The organism is Lentzea sp. NPDC006480 (assembly GCF_040611995.1).
GTDB lineage: Bacteria > Actinomycetota > Actinomycetes > Mycobacteriales > Pseudonocardiaceae > Lentzea.
In genome coordinates this window covers 1-15,626 of the sequence record NZ_JBEXPJ010000198.1, presented here as the reverse complement: position 1 = coordinate 15,626, position 15,626 = coordinate 1, and the positions used below count along the sequence as shown (strand labels likewise).

The 15,626-nt window shown below is 68.8% G+C and carries 15 protein-coding genes and 1 pseudogene; 4 read left to right on the top strand and 12 right to left on the bottom strand.

The window, feature by feature from the left end:
* Nucleotides 1-107: 107 nt before the first annotated feature.
* The 4 genes and pseudogenes from ABZX92_RS40800 to ABZX92_RS40785 all read right to left on the bottom strand — a co-directional run bounded on the left by ABZX92_RS40800 (nucleotide 108) and on the right by ABZX92_RS40785 (nucleotide 4,953).
* A complete protein-coding gene (locus ABZX92_RS40800; protein WP_355570838.1) occupies nucleotides 108-1,982 on the bottom strand; it encodes an ABC transporter ATP-binding protein in 1,875 nt (624 codons plus the stop codon).
* Between the two features lie 85 nt (nucleotides 1,983-2,067).
* Nucleotides 2,068-2,880: an enoyl-CoA hydratase/isomerase family protein gene (locus ABZX92_RS40795; RefSeq protein ID WP_355570837.1), complete on the bottom strand. Its 813-nt coding sequence runs from the start codon at nucleotides 2,878-2,880 to the stop codon at nucleotides 2,068-2,070.
* Nucleotides 2,881-2,939: 59 nt separating this feature from the next.
* Nucleotides 2,940-3,158 (bottom strand): annotated as a pseudogene (locus ABZX92_RS40790) (helix-turn-helix domain-containing protein); the annotation flags it as partial.
* Nucleotides 3,159-3,324: 166 nt separating this feature from the next.
* Nucleotides 3,325-4,953 (bottom strand): ABC-F family ATP-binding cassette domain-containing protein, encoded by a 1,629-nt coding sequence (locus tag ABZX92_RS40785; protein WP_355570836.1) that lies wholly within the window; start codon nucleotides 4,951-4,953, stop codon nucleotides 3,325-3,327.
* A 146-nt stretch (nucleotides 4,954-5,099) separates the two neighbouring features.
* On the opposite strand from ABZX92_RS40785, the gene ABZX92_RS40780 reads away from it, so the two are divergent.
* Nucleotides 5,100-5,849: an SDR family oxidoreductase gene (locus tag ABZX92_RS40780; protein WP_355570835.1), complete on the top strand. Its 750-nt coding sequence runs from the start codon at nucleotides 5,100-5,102 to the stop codon at nucleotides 5,847-5,849.
* Here the strand turns inward: ABZX92_RS40780 and ABZX92_RS40775 are convergent.
* Nucleotides 5,846-6,721 (bottom strand): LysR family transcriptional regulator, encoded by an 876-nt coding sequence (locus ABZX92_RS40775; RefSeq protein ID WP_355570834.1) that lies wholly within the window; start codon nucleotides 6,719-6,721, stop codon nucleotides 5,846-5,848. The genes ABZX92_RS40780 and ABZX92_RS40775 overlap by 4 nt on opposite strands.
* A gap of 37 nt (nucleotides 6,722-6,758) precedes the next feature.
* Here ABZX92_RS40775 and ABZX92_RS40770 point away from each other — a divergent pair, with 37 nt between their 5' ends.
* A complete protein-coding gene (locus ABZX92_RS40770; protein ID WP_355570840.1) occupies nucleotides 6,759-7,676 on the top strand; it encodes an EamA family transporter in 918 nt (305 codons plus the stop codon).
* Nucleotides 7,673-8,284, top strand: coding sequence for an NAD(P)H-binding protein (locus ABZX92_RS40765; RefSeq protein WP_355570833.1), 612 nt, complete (start codon nucleotides 7,673-7,675; stop codon nucleotides 8,282-8,284). Before ABZX92_RS40770 ends, ABZX92_RS40765 begins: the two co-directional genes overlap by 4 nt.
* Here ABZX92_RS40765 and ABZX92_RS40760 read toward each other — a convergent pair.
* The 6 genes from ABZX92_RS40760 to ABZX92_RS40735 are packed head-to-tail and all read right to left on the bottom strand — an operon-like array spanning nucleotide 8,268 to nucleotide 11,363.
* Nucleotides 8,268-8,744, bottom strand: a complete 477-nt coding sequence (locus tag ABZX92_RS40760) for a GNAT family N-acetyltransferase (RefSeq protein WP_355570832.1) — start codon at nucleotides 8,742-8,744, stop codon at nucleotides 8,268-8,270. The genes ABZX92_RS40765 and ABZX92_RS40760 overlap by 17 nt on opposite strands.
* A gap of 26 nt (nucleotides 8,745-8,770) precedes the next feature.
* Nucleotides 8,771-9,232 (bottom strand): hypothetical protein, encoded by a 462-nt coding sequence (locus ABZX92_RS40755; RefSeq protein ID WP_355570831.1) that lies wholly within the window; start codon nucleotides 9,230-9,232, stop codon nucleotides 8,771-8,773.
* Nucleotides 9,232-9,735, bottom strand: coding sequence for a SigE family RNA polymerase sigma factor (locus tag ABZX92_RS40750; protein WP_355570839.1), 504 nt, complete (start codon nucleotides 9,733-9,735; stop codon nucleotides 9,232-9,234). Before ABZX92_RS40750 ends, ABZX92_RS40755 begins: the two co-directional genes overlap by 1 nt.
* 10 nt (nucleotides 9,736-9,745) lie before the next feature.
* Nucleotides 9,746-10,132, bottom strand: a complete 387-nt coding sequence (locus tag ABZX92_RS40745) for a hypothetical protein (protein WP_355570841.1) — start codon at nucleotides 10,130-10,132, stop codon at nucleotides 9,746-9,748.
* Nucleotides 10,133-10,164: 32 nt separating this feature from the next.
* A complete protein-coding gene (locus ABZX92_RS40740; RefSeq protein ID WP_355570830.1) occupies nucleotides 10,165-10,842 on the bottom strand; it encodes an acVLRF1 family peptidyl-tRNA hydrolase in 678 nt (225 codons plus the stop codon).
* Nucleotides 10,839-11,363 (bottom strand): hypothetical protein, encoded by a 525-nt coding sequence (locus ABZX92_RS40735; protein WP_355570829.1) that lies wholly within the window; start codon nucleotides 11,361-11,363, stop codon nucleotides 10,839-10,841. The genes ABZX92_RS40740 and ABZX92_RS40735 overlap by 4 nt, the downstream gene beginning before the upstream one ends.
* Before the next feature lie 284 nt (nucleotides 11,364-11,647).
* Between ABZX92_RS40735 and ABZX92_RS40730 the strand changes: the two genes are divergently transcribed.
* Nucleotides 11,648-12,550: a hypothetical protein gene (locus ABZX92_RS40730; RefSeq protein ID WP_232837002.1), complete on the top strand. Its 903-nt coding sequence runs from the start codon at nucleotides 11,648-11,650 to the stop codon at nucleotides 12,548-12,550.
* Between the two features lie 144 nt (nucleotides 12,551-12,694).
* Here the strand turns inward: ABZX92_RS40730 and ABZX92_RS40725 are convergent, their stop codons facing one another.
* Nucleotides 12,695-15,487 (bottom strand): S8 family serine peptidase, encoded by a 2,793-nt coding sequence (locus ABZX92_RS40725; RefSeq protein WP_355570828.1) that lies wholly within the window; start codon nucleotides 15,485-15,487, stop codon nucleotides 12,695-12,697.
* Nucleotides 15,488-15,626 lie beyond the last annotated feature (139 nt).

The window sequence follows — 15,626 nt, the reverse complement described above, 5'->3', positions numbered from 1 at the left end:
GAAGGGCGCATTCATCCGCGTGAGGTGGATGAATGCGCCCTTCATCGACGTGGGCCGGGACAGCCTGCGCACGGTGACACAAGTCGCCCGCCGACAGGCGGCCAGACTCAGCCCACAACCCCAGCCCGATCACTGAACCGAGGCGTAGGAGAAACCCCGACCACAGGCGGCTCAGCAAACTGAGTGTTGTAAAGATCCGCGTACCGACCCTCAGCCGACATCAACTCGGTGTGCGTTCCCCGCTCCACGATCTCCCCGTGCTCCAACACCAAGATCTGATCAGCAGCCCGAATAGTCGACAACCGGTGCGCGATCACCAACGAGGTCCGCCCGGCCAACGCCTCAGTCAACGCCTCCTGCACAGCAGCCTCGGACTCCGAGTCGAGGTGCGCAGTGGCCTCATCGAGGATCACGACGCGAGGCTTGGCCAACAGCAGACGAGCAATCGTCAACCGCTGCCTCTCCCCACCAGACAGCCGATACCCACGCTCCCCGACCACGGTGTCCAACTGGTCCGGCAACGACGCCACGAGCTCCAACAACCGGGCCCGCCGCAACGAGTCCCACAACTCGTCATCAGAAGCCCCTGGCGCCGCATACTCCAAGTTCGCCCGAATCGTGTCGTGGAACAGATGCCCGTCCTGGGTAACCACCCCGACAGTCGACCGCAGCGCCTCGAACGTCAGATCCCGAACGTCCACATCAGACAGTCGAACCGCCCCAGAATCAACGTCGTACAACCGAGGCACCAGCGAAGCAAGCGTCGACTTCCCCGCCCCGGACGACCCGACAAGCGCAACCAGCTGCCCGGCCTCAGCCTTGAAGCTGATGCCGTGCAACACCTCCTCGCCCCCACGAGTGTCCAAAGTGGCCACAGACTCCAGCGAAGCCAGCGACACCTTGTCCGCGGCGGGATAAGCGAAGCGAACGTCGTCGAACTCGACCGACACGGCCCCACCAGGCAGCCCTCGCGCGTCAGCGCGCTCCTCGATCATCGGCTTGAGATCCAAGATCTCGAACACCCGCTCGAACGACACCAACGCCGTCATCACGTCAACGCGAGCGTTCGCCAAAGCAGTCAGCGGCGCGTACAACCGGGTGAGCAGCAACGCCAGCGAAACCACGGTGCCCGCGGCCAGATGCCCGGTCAGCGCCAAGTACCCACCCAGCCCGTACACCAACGCCTGAGCCAACGCGGACACCAGCGTCAGCCCGGTCATGAACCACCGGGTGGCCATCGCGGTCCGGATCCCGATGTCCCGGACCTTCGCGGCCTTGTCCGAGAACTCGGCTTCCTCGCGCTCCGGCCGCCCGAACAACTTCACCAGCGTCGCCCCTGGCGCCGAGAACCTCTCGGTCGACTGAGTGACCATGGAGGCGTTCAACGTGGAGGCCTCGCGCTGCATGTCCGCCATCCGCCGCCCCATCCGCTTGGCGGGCAGCACGAACACGGGCAGCAACACCAGCGCCAACGCGGTGACCTGCCAGGACAGCGTGAACATGACGCCGAGCGAGAGCGCCAGCTGGATGATGTTCGTGACGAACCCGGACAGCGTGGACGTGAACGCCCGCTGAGCCCCGATCACGTCGTTGTTCAGCCGGGAGACCAGCGCACCGGTACGAGTGCGGGTGAAGAACGCGACCGGCATCTTCTGCACGTGCCCGAACACCGCACGCCGCAGGTCGTAGATCAGCCCCTCGCCGATGCGGGTGGACTGCCACCGCTCGACCACGCCCAGCCCGGCGTCCACGACGGCGACCAGCGCGATGACCACGGCCAGCCACACCACGACCGACGGCGCGGACCCGCCGACGATCGCGTCGACCACCCGGCCGGCCAGCAGCGGAGTGGTCACCGCGAGAACTGACGAGATCACCGTCAGCAGCAGGAAGAAGAGGAGCTTCGCCCGGTGCGGCCCGGCGAAGGCCAGCACGCGCCGGAAGGTGCCGCGGCGCACCTTGGCAGGCGCGTCCGTGGTCACCCCCATCATGAATCGCCAGGAGCTGTAACCGTCCACGCCCTATAGAACAGCACATGGGTCTGACAATTCCCTGACCTGGGAGAATTCAGCCCTGGGCGGACAGTGCGGCCAGCGCGTTGATGCGGCGCAGCTGAGCGGCGCGCTCCACCGCGAGCTGCGAGTCCAGGGACGGCCCGGCAGCCGCCGAAGCGATCAGGGCGAGCGTCTCGGAAACAGCACCCGGCAACGGCTTCAGAACCGAAGCCACCAAGGACTCGACGGCGGAGTCCAGGTCGGCCAAGGGCACGACGGAGTTCGCGAGGCCCATCTGCAACGCCTCCGCTGCCGGAACCCGGCGAGAGGTCACGCAGATCTCGGCCGCGCGCGAGTACCCCACGAGTCGCACGAGAGGCAGCGTCCCGCCGAGATCGGGCACCAGACCCAGCCCGGTCTCGGCCATGCAGAACTGCGCGTCCTCGGCGAGCACGCGGAAGTCGCACGCCAGCGCCAACTGGAAGCCCGCGCCGATGGCATGCCCCTGCACCGCGGCGATCGTCACGCGTGCCGGGTCGCTCAGCCAGGTGAACCCGGCCTGATAGGTTGCGATCTTCGCGTCCGCCTCCGCGGCAGGCAAAGACAACATTCCCGGCAGGCCGCCGGGTTCGCCGTCGACGGGCTCACCGGTGAACATGCGCCGGTCCAGCCCCGCCGAGAAGGCACGGCCGGAACCCCGGACGACCACGACGCGGACGTCCGGGTCCAGCTGATCACCGATGTGCCGCAACGCCGCCCAGGTGGCGGGCGTCTGTGCGTTGAGCACGTCAGGACGATCGAGCGTCACGGTCGCGAGAGGCCCCGAAATAGCGAGCCGAACACCACCGCGCTCGAGCACACCAGCGTCGATAGCGGGCACTGGCATGGTGATTACCTCCGGCGGACTAGAAGCTAGTTACCGGAGAGTAGCAGTCTGGGTTGTGGCTACTTCTTCTTCGTCCGGGTGGCGCCACCGCGACCGCGCAGCGTGACGCCGGATTCCGACAGAACCCGGTGCACGAAGCCGTAGGAACGCCCGGTGCTTTCAGCCAAAGCCCGGATGCTCGCGCCCTTTTCGTACTTCTTCTTCAGGTCAGCGGCCAGCTTGTCCCGCGTGGCGCCGGTGATCCGGGCACCCTTCTTCAGGTCAGCCACCTTGTCCCGCCTTCCGTACGAGCAGGTCGGGCCGTTCTACGGCCCCTGTCGTCGCAATGATCGAACAGGAACCGGCAGAACGCCAGGTGATCAAGCAAAGAGATCGCCGAACGGTCGATTCGATCACACTCAGTTGATCACAGAGCGCGTACGGTAATCCTTTGAGGGGTGGAGATCACGCGAGCTGCACGAGCTCGAGGTAGTCCTCCGACCAATGATCCTCGGTGCCGTCGGGCAGCAGGATCACTCGCTCGGGCTCCAAAGCCTCGACCGCGCCGGGGTCGTGCGTCACGAGAACGACCGCGCCCTCGTACCGCCGCAGCGCGTCGAGAACCTGCTCGCGCGAGGCCGGGTCGAGGTTGTTGGTGGGCTCGTCGAGCAGCAGCACGTTCGCGGCCGACGACACCAGACCGGCGAGCGCCAGTCGCGTCTTCTCGCCACCGGACAACGTGCCCGCGGGCTGGTCGAGCTGCTCGCCGGTGAACAGGAACGTGCCGAGCAACGACCGCAGCCGCTGCTCCTGCTCGTCCGGCGCCATGTGCCGGATGTTCTCCCACACCGACGCGTTGTGGTCGAGCGTCTCGTGCTCCTGCGCGAAGTAGCCGATCTTCAGGCCGTGGCCTGGCACGACCTTGCCCGCGTCCATCTTCTCGCTGCCGCCCAGCAACCGCAGCAACGTCGTCTTGCCGGCACCGTTGAAGCCGAGCACGACGACGCGGGAACCCTTGTCGATGGCCAGGTCCACGCCGGTGAAGATCTCCAGCGAGCCGTAGGACTTGCTCAGACCCTCTGCCATCAAAGGAGTTTTGCCGCACGGGGCGGGCGCCGGGAAGCTGATCTTCGCGACCTTGTCGCTCTGGCGCACCTCGTCGAGACCGTCGAGCAGCTTCTGGGCGCGCTTCGCCATGTTCTGCGCCGCAACGGCCTTCGTGGCCTTCGCGCCCATCTTGGCGGCCTGCGTCATCAACGCGCCGGCCTTCTTCTCGGCGTTGGCGCGCTCACGGCGACGGCGCTTCTCGTCCGTCGCACGGGCTTCGAGGTACTTCTTCCAGCCCAGGTTGTAGATGTCGACCTCGCCGCGAATGGCGTCGAGGAACCACACCTTGTTCACCACGTCGTCGAGCAGCTCCACGTCGTGCGAGATCACCACGAGCCCACCGTCGTGCGACTTGAGGAAGCCCCGCAGCCACGTGATCGAGTCGGCGTCGAGGTGGTTCGTCGGCTCGTCGATCAGCAGGATCGTGCTCGACTTGGCGCCGATGCCCGCCTCGGACGCGGCGAACAGGATGCGCGCCAGCTCGACACGACGGCGCTGACCACCCGACAGCGTCTTGAGCTGCTGCTCCAGCACGCGGTCCGGCAGGCCGAGGTTCGAGCAGATGCGGGCGGCCTCGGACTCGGCGGCGTACCCGCCGAGCGCCGCGAAGCGCTCCTCGAGCTTGCCGTACTTGGTGACGGCGACCTCGAGCTCGTCGGGGTCGACCAGCTCGGCCATCTTCGACTGGGCCTTCTCCATGTCGCGGAGCAGCTGGTCGAGGCCGCGCGCGGACAGCACGCGGTCCTTGGCGATGACCGACAGGTCGCCCTCGCGCGGGTCCTGCGGCAGGTAGCCGAGCTCGCCCTTGCGCGTGATGTCGCCGCCGTAGGGCTGGCCCTCACCCGCGAGGACGCGCAGGGAAGTGGTCTTGCCGGCACCGTTGCGGCCCACGAGGCCGATCCGGTCGCCGGGCTGAACGCGCAGGTTGGCGCCACTCACGAGAATGCGTGAGCCCGCGCGCAACTCCATGTCAGTTGCGGTGATCAAGAGAAACTCCGAGCAGAAATTGGTCCGGGCATGACAAGGGATGGCACGTCCGGGTCGGCCTACTCGAGGAGGATCACGGGAACCATCCTACGGGGTCGCGACCATCGAATTTCCCACCTGTGGCCAGACGCATAGATTTGCCGGCCATGAGCGAAGACTTCTCCGGCAAGACGGCGCTGGTCACCGGCGCGTCCCGCGGCATCGGCCTCGGCATCGCGCGCGAGCTGCTCTCCCGCGGCGCCGCCGTCACCATCACCGGCCGCAAGGCCGACCAGCTCGCCGAGGCGGCGCGGGAGCTCGGCGGCAAGGTGCTCACGATCCAGGGCAACGCGGGCGACGACGCCTCGCGCGAGGAGGTCGTGGCGCGCACGGTCGAGGAGTTCGGCAGCCTCGACGTCCTGGTCAACAACGCCGGCATCAACCCGCAGTTCGGCTTCCTGATGGACGCCGACCTCAACGCCGTCCGGAAGATCTTCGACGTCAACGTGGTGGCAGCGCTCGGTTTCACCCAGCTCGCCTGGAAGGCCTGGATGGGCGAGCACGGCGGCGCGGTCGTGAACATCGCGTCGGTCGGCGGCATCCGGTCCACGGGCGTGATCGCCGCGTACGGGGCCTCCAAGGCGGCGCTGATCCGCCTCACCGAGGAGCTGGCGTGGCAGCTCGGCCCGAAGGTGCGCGTGAACGCCGTCGCGCCCGCCGTGGTGAAGACGAAGTTCGCCGAGGCGCTGTGGAGCGGCCGCGAGGAAGCCGCCCAGGCGTACCCGATGAAGCGCTTCGGCACGCCCGAGGACGTCGCCTCGCTCGTGGCCTTCCTCTGCTCGGACGGCGCTTCGTGGATCACCGGCGAGACCGTGCGCGTCGACGGCGGCATTCTCGCGACCGGCACCGCTGGTTAGTCCGGGGAAACACCGAGCACGTCGAGGAACGCGGCCGCGGCGGGAGTGAGCCCGGCCGCGCTCCACACCAGGTGCTCCACGCGTGCCGGCCCGTTGGTGATCGGCAGGGTCACCACCCCGCTCAGCCGTGGCGTGTACCGCGACGGCAGCACCGCGACACCGAGTCCTTCGCGCAGCAACCCGGCCATCAGCTCGGCGGTGGTGACCTCGAACGCCACCTCGCGGTGCAGCCCGGCCGCGGCGAACGCCTGATCGGACTGCATGCGTCCGGGCGAACCCGCGGGGAAGTCGACGAACAGTTCGCCCGCGAGCGTCTGGAGATCGGTTTTCGGTTGCCCCGCAAGGGGATGCGACGGCGCCACCACGGCAACGTGATCGTCGCGCCCCAGCTCGTGCCCGCGCACGCCCTCGGGCTGAGAGCCGAGCGGCAGCCCGAGGAACGCCAGATCAACCGCACCCGACCGCACCTGCTCGACGAGCTCGTGGCTCGGCGCCATCCCCAAAGCGACCCTCACCTGCGGATACCTCTCGCGGAACACCTTCAGCGCGGCGGGCAGGTCGACAGCGGCAACGGTCGGGATCACCCCGACCACGACCCGTCCGCGCACCTCCCCCACCGCCGCCGCGACCTCGGCCGCCGCCCGTTCCGCGGCGGCGAGGCACTGGCGGGCCGACGGCAGGAACGCGGCACCCGCCGGGGTCAGCCGGACGCTGCGGCTCGTGCGGTCGAACAACCGGGCGCCCAACGAGCGTTCGAGCCGCGCGATCTGGTGGCTCAACGCCGACTGCACCACGAGGCACTGCCGGGCCGCCTTGGTGAAGCTGCCGGTCTCGGCCACCGCCAGGACGTACCGCAGCTGCTGGAGCTCCATCGATCTATCTTGAATCACGATGGATCGGATGAAAAGCATGTGTTGGACTCATCGATCTACCGGCCGAACACTGGGGAACGTGAGAAACCACTTCCGCACCGCGCTCGCCGCGTTCGCACCGGTCGTCTGGGGTTCGACCTATGTCGTGACGACCGAGCTGCTGCCCGCCGGTCATCCGCTCTTCGCCGGTCTGCTCCGTTCCTTGCCCGCAGGCCTCATCGCGCTGGCGATCACCCGCACCCTGCCGCACGGACAGTGGTGGGCCAGGGCCGCCGTCCTCGGCGTGCTCAACATCGGCCTGTTCTTCCCGTTCCTGTTCATCGCGGCCGAGCGCCTGCCCGGCGGCGTCGCGGCCACCCTGGGCGCCGCACAACCGCTCGTGGTCGCGGCGCTGGCGGTCGGCGTGCTGAAGGAGAGTCCCTCGGCGTGGCGGTTCGCGTGGGGCGTGACCGGCCTGATCGGCGTCGGACTGGTGGTCCTAGGCCCAGCCGCCGGGTTCGACGTGATCGGCGTCCTGGCCGGACTCGGTGGCGCCGCGACGATGGCGCTCGGCGTGACGCTGACGAAGAAGTGGGGCAGGCCTGCCGAGGCGAGCCCGACGACGTTCGCGGCCTGGCAGCTGAGTGCGGGCGGCCTGTTCCTGGTGCCGGTGACGTTCCTGTTCGAGGGCGCGCCTCCGGCGATCGACCTCCCGGCCGCGCTCGGTTACCTGTGGCTCGGCGGCATCGGCGGCCTGCTCGCCTACGTGCTGTGGTTCCGCGCGATCACGACCCTGCCGGTCACGTCGGTGTCGATGCTCGGCCTGCTCTCGCCGATGGTCGCCGCGGTGCTCGGTGTGGTGGTGCTCGGCCAGATGCTGAACCCGTTGCAGCTCCTCGGTTTCGCACTCGCCCTGGCCGCGATCGTGGCCAGCCAGCGTCCGGCACCCGTGCTCGCCGAGGCGGCGCTCCGATGAAGCTCGCCGTCGTCGGCGCCGCCGGCATGGTCGGGTCGCGCGTGGTGGCGGAGGCTTTGCTACGCGGACACGACGTGACGGCGGTGTTCCGCAACCAGCTGCCCGAGATTCCAGGAGTGCGTGCCGTACGAGGTGATGCGACCGACCGCGAGCTGATGGAGGGCCTGCTGTCCGGAGTGGGCGGTCTCGTCGCCGCGACCCGGCCGCGACCGGGCGACGAGGCAGCCGCCGGTCCGGCGACCAAGGCGTTGCTGGACGCCGCACACGCCACCCGGACCAGGATCATCGTGGTGGGCGGCGCTGGTCCGTTGCACTCACCGAACGGTGGTCTCGTCATCGACGACGACCGTTACGTGCCACGGCACATCCGTCCCATCGCGGCGGCCAGCGTGCACCAGCTTGAGGTGTGCCGAGCGCACTCAGCGGACTGGGTCTACGTCAGCCCGCCCGCGCTGCTCGAACCGGGCGAGCGCACCGGCACCTACCGGCGCGGCTCGGATGTGCTGCTGACCGGCCCGTCCCGGATCTCGGCCGAGGACCTGGCCGTGGCGATCCTCGACGAGCTCGCGGAACCGGGCTCCGACCGGCACTTCACGGTCGCGCGCTGAGATCCAGGCTGAGGACCACCTCGCCGTCCGCGTCGATCTCACCCGTCGGCACGAAGCCGTAGCGGCGGTAGAACGGCTCGGGGCAGCCCTCCCCCGGCACGCAGCTGGTGATCAGCTCGGTCGCCCCGGCTGCGCGGATCCGCCTCACGACCTCGTCGAGGATCGCCGTGCCGTAACCGCGCCCCTGCTGCTGCGCGTCGACGAGCAGCCGCCACAGGAAGTACGGCCCGCGCATCTCCGGCCCGGGAACCAGGTTCCAGCTCACCATCACGAACCCGACCGGCACGTCGCCGTCGTAGACCGCGCGGAACCACGGTTTCGCCTCGGGATGCCTCTCCGCGTCCCGGAAGGAGTTCTCGACGGACGCGACGAACCGTTCCTGGGCGGGGTGCACGCGCAGGGCGACCACGGCGTCGCGGTTGGCGTCGGTGATCTCGACGAGCTTGATCTGAGCAGTCATAGCGGAATTGTGCTGGTGCCGATCGATCAACGGGACGTCTGCGGCGTGGAGACCAGCGACGAGAACGACGGGCTGAACGTCGTCTGCGGGTTGGTCTGCGGTGGGGTGCCCGGCGTCGACTGCGGGCTGGGCAACGTCGTCGACTGGGTCGGCGGCACGTTCGGCCGGGTCGAGCCCGGCGGCTGCACGGTCGTCGGCGGGTACTCCGGCGTGGTCGGCAACGGTGTTTCGGTCGGCTGCGGCGAGGTCGTCATCGACGGCCCCGGCGGTGTCGCGGGTTCCGGCGGCGTCGCGGCCGGCAGCACGGCGAGCGCCACGGCCACGACGCCCACGGTCGCGAGCCCCGTGCCGACCACGGCGATCGTGCGCCGCCGGGTCCGGACGGCCTGGCCGCGGTGGATCAGGTCGGCGGCCGTGACGGCACGCGGTGGCGCCTCTTCCGCGTGCAGAGCGGAGAAAGTCGCCCGCAGGTCGTCTTCGCGAACCATCACACCTCCAGCCTCAACTGATCGAACTCCGGCCCCAGCTTGCGCCGCAACGTCTCCAGGCCCTTGCTGCTCTGCGACTTCACCGTGCCCGTCGAGCAGTTCAGCGCAGTCGCGGTGTCCTCGACGCTGAGATCGTGCCAAAAGCGCAGCACGAGCACAGCGCGTTGCCGTGCGGGCACGGCGGTGAGCGCCTGCCACACCACCAGCCTGTCCTCCGCCCCTGCAGCAGAGGACAGGCCTTCTGGGGGTGCGTCAGTCAGCTTCTCCCTGCGCCAGCGCACTTTGCGGCGTTCAGCCAGGAACGTCCGCACGACGATCTGACGCAGGTACGGTTCCAGCCCCGACCGGTCCGCGAGCCTGGGACCGGCCAGGTAGAGCTTCAAGAACGCCGACTGCATCACGTCTTCCGCTTCATGCCAGTTGCCGCACAACAAGAACGCGGTGAAGCGCATCGAGTCGGCGCACCGGTCGAAGCAGTCGGTGAACTCGGCCTCCCAGTTCAGCGGTGACTCCTCACCGGGCCGGGGTCGACGAGACCGGCGGCGTCGTCGGGATCGTGGAGGACGGCGACGGCGGCGTCCACGTCGTCGGCGGGTACTGCGGGGTCGTCGGCAGCGGCGTCGGCTGGACCGACGTGCTCGGCGGGTACTCCGGCCTGGTGGTGGTCGGCTGCGGTGGCGCGGTCGTCGGCGGGTGCTCGGGCGTGGTCGGCAGCGACGAGGGCGGAGCGGTGGTGGGCGGGTACGGCGGCGTCGTCGGCAGCGAGGTGGGCGGCCGCGGAGCCGAGGTCGTGGGCGGAGCATCCGGCGAGCCGCCACCGCTCAGCGCCAGCGCGGGCACGGCGATGCCGACACCTCCCAGCACGACCGCTCCCGCCACGATCATCATTCGTTTGCGCACTTCGCGACTCCAGCATGTCCGGTGGCGCCTGGTCAGGCACCCTCACCCGTATCCATGCGGCCGGCCTCACCTTCGGTTGCCCCTGTGTCCTGGATCACGATCTCGACACACCGGGCCCGCTCGGCGGCCTCGTCGAGAATCGCGCGCCGCGGTTCGGGGACGTCCAGCACCCGGTCCTCGGCCTTGCCGAAGACGTCTCGCAGCCTGCGATCGTTGCGCAACACGTCGAGCGCCTGCCAGTCGCCGCCGAGCACCACGCTGTCCAGCTGGGCGAGCCTCGGCACCAGCACCCGGAACACGTCGTCCGCGGCGGCCTGCAGCGCGACGCGGGCCTGCCCCTCGCGCCGCCGGGCGAACCGCTGCTGCGACCACCCGCCGGCCCTGATGCGGCCGTGCACCTGCTTGCGGTCAGTGGCCGACACCTCGACCTTGCCGCCGTTCGCCACCCCGACGCTGTGCCCGCCGAGCCGCACGAGGATCAGGCCGATCCGGCGCGGTGTGGTCAGATTTTCAATCACCTCTTCCACAGAGGTACCGCCGCGCGTCTTGAACGTGGCCGTGGCGCCGTCCTCGGCGGTGATGCGCACGTGGTCGTCGACGCGGGTCTGGATGGCGCCGTGCCGCTCCGCGAACCTGGCGATCCAGCCCTCGACGCGTTCCGGCTCGACCTCGACGGCCCGTCCGCCGGGAACCGGCCGGACCCGGCTCACCTGACCGCCACCCACACGGGCACGCGGTAGCCGCTCTCGTGCGGCGAAAGTCGTTGAACGCTCATGAACCCGGCGGCGTTCAGCGCCTCCTCCATCTCGGCGGCGGGGAGGACCCTGTGCCGCGTGGAGGCCGATCCGGCGATCTCCCACCCCGAGGTACCCCTCAGCAGCGTCACGACCTCCAGGCCGTAAGACAGGCCGTCGGGAGCCCAGTCCCAGAGCTGCACCGTGACCCGGTCACCGTTCACCTTGGGCGGCGGCGCGGTCGGCCGGAGCGCGCCGAGCCGGTCGAGCTCGGGCACGGCCGCCACCAGGACACCGCCAGGTCTGAGCGACGCGTGGGCGAGCATGAGGATGTTCGCGAGGGATTCCTCGTGCGCGAGCCTGGGCAGCAGGTCGTCCGTCGCCCGCACCGCGTCCACCTGGACGCCGGGAACAACGTCGAGCAGGTCGACGACCGCGTGCGGACCGGGTCCGAGCACCGCGCCGGCCACGGAGGTCAGCACGTCGAGGTCGTTCACCGTGCACACACTAGAGCCAGCCCGATACGGGCCGTGAACGGCACGTAAATGTTACTGATCGGTTCGGAATGCTTGACAGATGGGTCTCGAAAGCGTGAACTCATCAACCGTATGGATTAACCATTGACTCCATCCGGCTCCGACCAGCGATGTTCACGGACGGGTAGGGTCACTGGGGCGTGATCTTATGACAGCGGGGAGTCACCATGACGACTGCTGCCGGTCGACCAACACTGACCGTTGACGACACTGACTCAACGGGCCACGGCAGCCTTACGCAACTCTTGACGACGGGACCGTTCCCGGAAGCGTTGAGGGCTGCGATCAAGGCGAGCCGTCTCAGTCTCGACCGCATCCAGCACCGGTTGGCACTGCGCGGCGTGACGATCAGCGTCGCGACGCTCAGCTACTGGCAGTCAGGACGGCGAAGGCCTGAACGCCCTGAATCGCTGGAGGCGCTTCGGCATCTCGAGTCGGTCCTGGGCGTGCCTCAGTCAGGTCTCTCGGCGCTGCTCGGTCCACCTCGTCCGCGAGGCCGCCGTTGCCGCCCGACGACGATGATGCCGATCGACGCCCTCTGGGCGCGTCGTGAGCGGGTCGCGAACCTGCTCTCGAAGGTCGACACGTCCTCCGACCTGAAGCTCGGCAGGATCAGCCAGCACGACCGCATCGAGATCTCTGCCGACGGCGGGCAGAAATCCGTGTGGGTGCGCCAGATCCTCCGCGCCGAGCAGGACGGCCCGGACCGCTGGGCGCTCGTCTTCGAGACCGAGGAGAGCGACGTTCTCCCCGAGATCGTGAACGTGCGCAACTGCCACCTGGGCCGCATCGCCCGCGACCACGAAGCCAACATCATGGTCGCGGAGATGATGTTCGAACGTCCCCTGACGCGCGGCGAAACGCTCATCATGGAATACCAGCTGGTGTTCCCCGAGGGCCACGCACCAAAGGGCAACAACACGTTCGCGCGCAAGTTCCGCCTTCCGGTCCGCGAGTACGTGATCGAGGTCCGCTTCGACGAGGCGAACCTCCCCTCGCGCGTCCAGCAGTACAGCGTCCCGGCAGGCGACGAAACCCCGTCGCGCCGCCGGAACCTGACCCTGGACTCGGGCGGCGGCGTGCACGCGGTGGCGCTCGGCTTCGGTCCCGGCGTCTTCGGCATCCGCTGGGAGTGGCCGAACCGCTAGGTTCTTCTTGTCCGTGAGGGGCGTTTCCCACCAGGGAAACGCCCCTCACGCGTCTATGCACCCGCGTGGGGCTGTCAGCGATGCGAAGGCCTGAAGAAAGGCCCCCAGCAAGCCAGGGGCCTTTCCCTCATCAGCTGACCAACGTCACACCCAGCCGGCAACCTGCAGGGTCACGTTCCGGATCGAGCCCTTGTCCGAACCGACGACGTCCTGGACCTTGAACGTCCAGTTGCCGTCGGCCGGGTCAGCCAGCAGCGAGGACAACGTCCCCGTGGCCGGCTTCCAGGAGCCGGTGAACGGCGCGTCCCCGGCCAGCACGGACGAGAACGACCGCGTCGCCGAGTCGTCGAACACGGCCTGGCAGATGTTGTTGCCGCCTCCGCCGGAGCGCGAGAACAGCGTGACCGACTTGCCGGACGGCGAGGTCAGCGTCCCCACCAGGTCACCGACGAACGTGTGGTCGATGCCCACGGTCGTGGCGCCGTCAGCGGCCGAGCAGGTGGCCCCGTCGATGGAGAACTTCAGGTTCGAAGCCCCGCCGACACCGGTGACCGGCACCGAGATCGACACACCGGTCTGGTCGTTGTCCGGAATGGCCACCGGAGCCCCGGTGTAGGCGAACGACTTGAACTCGCGAGAAGGCTCACCAACCCGGTAGGTGAACGACTCCGCCGTGGGCGAGGTCGCCCCGGAGAAGGTCACCCGAGCGTCCAGCTTGACCGCGGATCCCAGAGCTGCCGTTGCCGGCACGGTCACCTTGAACGTGTTGGAAACCGTTTGCCCGACATCGATGTTGCCGTAGTACTTCGACCGCGGCGCGATGGTCACGCCGGGAGACGAAGTGGTCAGCACGACGGAAGTCGAAGCGGCGGAACCATCTCCGTTGTTCGTCACCGGCACGGTCACCGTGGAAGTGGTACCCGGCTTGAGGTACTGGCTGCCGTCGGCGTCGTTGACGATCGTCGGACGCCCAGCACGGGCCAGCGCCTGCGGGGACGCACCCGTGTAGGCCAGCGCCTTGTCCGCCATCACGATGCCGGCACCGGTGCGGTTGTCCACACCGGACTCGACGATGTCAATTGCCGTGGCGACAAGGGCTTCCTTGACGTCAGCGGGCTTGAGCGTCGGGTTGCCCGACAGGATCAGACCGGCGATCGCGGCGGCGTTCGGGGCCGCGGCCGACGTGCCGAAGAACGGCGAGAAGCCCGGCACCGACGTCGAGACACCGTCAGCCGCGGTGATGTCCGGCTTCTGCCGCGTCTCGGCCAACGGCGTGCCGTCGGGCGCGAAGAACGTCTTGCGCGGGCCGTCGGAGGTGAAGCGCTCCGGCTTCTGCGCGCCGTTGTAGGCCTCCGGGAACGGGCCCTTCGGGTTGGCCGGGTCGCCGGGCTCGAGGTCGAACGGCAGTGCCGCCGCGGCAGGAGCGGCCGCGACCGAGATCGCGCCCTTCGCCGCCGAGTGGCCGCGGGTCATGCCCGGCGTGACGAACTTCTTGAGACCGTCGCTCGAGTCGGCGAAGCGGCCGCCGAACAGCGAGAGGTCGATGTACTTGTCGTCACCGCGGAACTTCACGACCGCGAGGCGCGTGCCGGTGGAGCTCGCCGGGGTGTTGAGGCGCTCGAACGGGTCCTGCGCGCCGTCCTGGTTGTTCTGGCTGAACGTGACGACGTTGCCCTGGGCGTTGACCAGGTAGAGGTCGTAGTCGTTGAACGACTGGCCGAGCGGGTCGGCCCAGTGCAGCGTCACCGGGGTGTCGCCGGAGAAGTTCGACAGCGGGTCGAACAGCTGCTTGGCGTTCGGGTTCGGGTCGAAGTCGTGCGCGGTGCCGGCGAACTTGCCGACGCCCACACCGGAGTCGACGAACTGGCCCTCCCAGTGGCCCGCGGTGCCGTCCGCGACGTTGCCCTGGTTGCCCGCGCTGGAGAAGAACAGCGCGCCGTCCGCGGCGACCGCGTCCACGGCGCGCGCGATGATGCCGTCCTGGAACGGCGACTCGTTGAAGTAGATGACGTCGTCGACGATCACGTCGCAGCCGAGCTGGAAGCGCAGCTTCTTGATGTTGTCGGCGAAGCTCGCGTCACCGTTGAACGCCGTCGCGAAGCCGAGCTCGGCGTTGGGCGCGAGATCGTGCAGGATCTCGAGCATCGCCGTGCCCTCGTCACCGGAACCCTGCTGGCCCGCAAGCACGTCGACCGCGGGCAGCTCGCCCGCCGCCTGCGAGACGCTGAGCGAGTTGACGCCGTCCGACAGCGCGCACAGCTTCACGCCGACACCGGTCACGTGGAACGAGCCACGTGCCGCCTCGGCCGCGTGGGCCTTGTCGCTCTCGCTGACCTTGGCCGCCTGCACCGACATCTGCTTCTCGGCGAGCCGGCGCTCGATCTCGCGGGCCTTGTCCTCCTTGGACGGAGCCTGCTTGCGGTTCTTGTTGTCCCGCTTGTTCTTCACGTCCTGCGTCATCGCGTCGCTGCCCGCCTCGACGCGCGCGACGTCCGAACGTCCGGCGATCTCGGCGAGCTTCGCGAGCGGGACCTCGGCGCGCACGGTGCGGTTCTCTTCGGACACTGCCCGGATCTGTCCGCCCGCCGCGCGGACAGCGTTGACCAGGTCCTCGGAGTACTGCTTGGCGCGGATGTCCACGAGCGTGGTGGCCTTCGACGTCACGGTGACGCCGGTCTGCACCTGCGGCAGAGCACTCGTCCCGATCTGGGTGCGCTTGCGCGCCTCCACGACGAGCGTGCTGTCCACTTTGGACTCAGCTGGGGTGAGCGACTTCTTGATGCTCTGCAGCGCGGCGATTTGAGACGCGGTGCGGTCGGTGATGGTCTTGGCCGCCTTGACCGGATCGGCTTGAGCCGGCGTGACAGCGGTGAGTGCGGCCAGCAGAACTGCGGTACCTGCGGTGACTAACGTCGTGCCTCTTCGAGATCGGCGCACTGGGCTTCTCCCCCGAGCGTTGGCGTGCCCAGATTGAATCCCCACCTGGGCGACGCGGCCTACGACGCGGTGCCGTGTGGATCGACTGTCGAGAGCGTCTGTGCGCCGTGTGCCAAGAAGGCCAAGGCGTTGCGGATGG

What these genes read in the sequence shown, in the direction of transcription:
- ABZX92_RS40780 (WP_355570835.1), top strand. Translation starts at nt 5,100, where the DNA reads ATGAGCGAAGACTTCTCCGGCAAGACGGCGCTGGTCACCGGCGCGTCC.
- ABZX92_RS40775 (WP_355570834.1), bottom strand. Translation starts at nt 6,721, where the DNA reads ATGGAGCTCCAGCAGCTGCGGTACGTCCTGGCGGTGGCCGAGACCGGC.
- ABZX92_RS40770 (WP_355570840.1), top strand. Translation starts at nt 6,759, where the DNA reads ATGTGTTGGACTCATCGATCTACCGGCCGAACACTGGGGAACGTGAGA.
- ABZX92_RS40760 (WP_355570832.1), bottom strand. Translation starts at nt 8,744, where the DNA reads ATGACTGCTCAGATCAAGCTCGTCGAGATCACCGACGCCAACCGCGAC.
- ABZX92_RS40755 (WP_355570831.1), bottom strand. Translation starts at nt 9,232, where the DNA reads ATGGTTCGCGAAGACGACCTGCGGGCGACTTTCTCCGCTCTGCACGCG.
- ABZX92_RS40765 (WP_355570833.1), top strand. Translation starts at nt 7,673, where the DNA reads ATGAAGCTCGCCGTCGTCGGCGCCGCCGGCATGGTCGGGTCGCGCGTG.
- ABZX92_RS40795 (WP_355570837.1), bottom strand. Translation starts at nt 2,880, where the DNA reads ATGCCAGTGCCCGCTATCGACGCTGGTGTGCTCGAGCGCGGTGGTGTT.